Annotated in this window: 1 protein-coding gene; it reads right to left on the reverse strand. The window is 59.7% G+C overall.

What is annotated here, in order from left to right:
* On the reverse strand, positions 1–839 hold an 839-nt coding region (locus VSR68_RS42520; protein ID WP_342945378.1), incomplete at its 3' end, for an IS110 family transposase.
* Positions 840–939: the final 100 nt, after the last annotated feature.

Consider the following 939-nt stretch of genomic DNA (forward strand, 5'->3'; position numbering starts at 1 on the left):
TGTATCAGCAGCGTGCGCAGATACGTATCCCCTCTCTTGCTGATCCCGAGTAGCCGTACCTTGCCACCGGTGCCAACCTGGCCTGGCACCAGCCCGAGCCAGGCCGCAAATTCCCGCCCGGATTTGAAGACCTTCGGATCCCCCATCGTCGCCACAGCCGCTGTCGCGGTCAGCAGACCAACGCCTGGAATCTCGGCAATCTTCCTGCAGGCCTTGTCTTCCTTCATCCACTCCGACAGCCGGCGCTCGATTTCCTTGATCTGCCCATCCAGCTCACCTATCCGACTCCACTGCTCGCGAAGCGTATTCACCAGCGCCGCAGGCAATCGCTCGCTCAACCGCGCCAGCACATCTGTCATCGCCCTGTTCAGTGCTGCCCGGCCCACTGCCATCACCTCGCCGTACTCCACCAGTAGTCCGCGCAGACCATTGCTCTGCATCGTTCGAAACTTGATCAGTTGCTGCCGCATCCGGTGCAGTGCCAGCACAGCCTGCTGTGCTTCGCTCTTCACCGCGACCGACTTCACACTCGACTGCTGTACTGCGGTCCAGATCGCCCGCGCATCTGCGACGTCGTTCTTGTTGCCGCTAACGAACGCCTTCACCGCCTTGCCCGGCATCAGCCGCACCTGATGCCCCATCTCGATCAACCGACGTGCCCAATGCTGCGCACCACCACAAGCCTCCATTCCTATGAGGCAGGGCGAGCGATTCGCGAAATGCTCGAGGAACCCAGCTCGTTTGATCTGCTTGTTGATGATCTCGCCGGTTTCCGGCTCGACCCAGTGCAACTGAAACACTCGCTTTGCAACATCAACACCGACTGCGGTAAGCTTCATTCGGGGTTCTCCTTCCTCAAGTGGTTTGTTTCGCTACTTCCACTTTGGCACATCTGATGCCGTCGGCTGTGAGAACCCCCCTTCATCCTGGTTACTCCCC

Source organism: Paraburkholderia phymatum (assembly GCF_038900715.1).
Classification (GTDB): Bacteria; Pseudomonadota; Gammaproteobacteria; order Burkholderiales; family Burkholderiaceae; genus Paraburkholderia; species Paraburkholderia phymatum_A.